Origin of the sequence: Kribbella sp. (assembly GCF_035655035.1) — a bacterium.
GTDB lineage: Bacteria > Actinomycetota > Actinomycetes > Propionibacteriales > Kribbellaceae > Kribbella.
On sequence record NZ_DASRVN010000140.1, the window covers coordinates 1 to 1,972 of the forward strand.

A 1,972-nucleotide genomic window follows, 5' to 3' on the forward strand; every position below is an offset into this window, starting at 1 on the left:
CGATACCGAGCTCGGCGTCCTCAAAACCGGCAAGGAAGCCGACGTCTTCCTGCTCGAGCGGGCCGTCGAAGCCATCGGCGACAACCCGGCGAAGTCCTCGCTGCTGGCCGCGAAGCGGTACCGCACCGAGGAACACCGGTCCTTCCACCGCAGTACGTCGTACGTCGAGGGCCGCCGGACGCGGAACAGCCGCGACAGCCGGGCGATGGCCAAGAAGACCTCCCACGGGCGCAGCGTTGCGGCCGGCGGCTGGGCGTACGCCGAGTGGGAGGCGCTGAACCGGCTGTGGAAGGCCGGCGTCCCGGTGCCGTACCCCGTGCAGGTGGACGGCACCGAGCTGCTGATGGAGTTCATCGACGACGGCGAGGGCGGTGCCGCGCCACGGCTCGCTCAGGTCCGGCCGCCGACAGACCTGCTCGCGGTGTACTTCGAGCAGCTCCGCGACGGCATGCGGGAGCTGGCCCGGGCGGGGCTCGCGCACGGTGACCTGTCGCCGTACAACGTGCTCGCCCAGGCCGACCGGATCGTGATGATCGACCTCCCGCAGGTCGTCGACATCGTCGGCAACCCGAAGGGCATGGACTTCCTGCTGCGGGACTGCCACAACATGGCGGCCTGGTTCACGAACCGCGGTCTGGAGATCGACGAGCAGGAGCTGTTCGCCGACCTGCTCACGATGGTCTTCTAGCGGACGGCCTTCGCGGCGGCGCGGCCCGCCGTACGGCCGGTGAACAGGCAGCCGCCGACGAAGGTCCCTTCGAGCGAGCGGTAGCCGTGCACACCGCCGCCGCCGAAGCCGGCCACCTCACCCGCGGCGTACACGCCGGGGAGCGGGGTGCCGTCGGCGCGCAGCACCCGGGAGTCCAGGTCGGTCTGCAGGCCGCCGAGGGACTTCCGGGTCAGGATGTTCAGCCGGACCGCGATCAGCGGGCCGGCCTTCGGGTCCAGGATCCGGTGCGGCGACGCGACCCGGATCAGCTTGTCGCCGCGGTAGTTGCGGGCGCCGCGGAGCGCGGTCACCTGCAGGTCCTTGGTGAACGTGTTGGTCAGCTCCCGGTCGCGGGCGAGGATCTGCCTCTCCAGGTCGTCGAGGCCGATCAGGTTCTCGCCGGTCAGGTCGTTCATCCCCCGGACCAGGTCCGGAAGGTTGCCGCGGACAACGAAGTCCGCGCCCTTGTCCATGAACGCCCGGACCGGCGGCGTCGCGCCACCGCGGGCGCGGCCGAGCACGCCCTTCACGTCCTTGTTGGTCAGGTCCGGGTTCTGCTCCTGGCCGGAGAGCGCGAACTCCTTCTCGATGATCTTCTGGGTCAGCACGAACCACGTGTAGTCGTACCCGGTCCGCATGATGTGTTCCAGCGTCCCCAGCGTGTCGAACCCGGGGAACAGCGGCACCGGCAGACGCTTGCCGGTGGCATCGAACCAGAGCGACGACGGGCCGGGCAGGATCCGGATCCCGTGCTGCGGCCAGATCGGGTCCCAGTTCTGGATGCCCTCGGTGTAATGCCACATCCGGTCCCGGTTCACGTACCGCCCGCCGGCCCGCTCCGTGATCGCCAGCATCCGGCCGTCGACATGCGCCGGTACGCCGCTGATCATCCGCTTCGGGGGCTCGCCCATTCGCTGCGGCCACTGCTGCCGGACCAGGTCGTGGTTGCCGCCGATCCCACCGGACGTGACGATCACGGCCTGCGCCGTCAGGGCGAAGTCGGCGACCTCGACGCGTGAACTCGACACACCCCGCGGTACGTCGCTGGGCTCGAGCACCTTGCCCGCGACGCCGTCGACCGCACCGCCGGTCACGGTCAGCTCGTCCACCCGGTGCCGGAAACGGAACTCGACCAGCCCCTTCGCCACCGCCTCCCGGACCCGGCGCACGAACGGCGCGACCAGGCCCGGCCCGGTACCCCAGGTGATGTGGAAGCGCGGTACGGAGTTGCCGTGGCCGTCGGCGTGGTACCCGCCACGCTCG

Annotated in this window: 2 protein-coding genes; one reads left to right on the forward strand and one right to left on the reverse strand. The window is 70.6% G+C overall.

The window, feature by feature from the left end; translation table 11 throughout:
* On the forward strand, positions 1-688 hold a 688-nt coding region (locus tag VFF46_RS08210; RefSeq protein WP_325036426.1), incomplete at its 5' end, for a serine protein kinase RIO.
* Here VFF46_RS08210 and VFF46_RS08215 read toward each other — a convergent pair.
* Positions 685-1,972, reverse strand: a 1,288-nt coding sequence (locus VFF46_RS08215) for an FAD-binding dehydrogenase (protein ID WP_325036427.1), incomplete at its 5' end; no start/stop codon positions are given. The two genes, VFF46_RS08210 and VFF46_RS08215, sit on opposite strands and share 4 nt — an antisense overlap.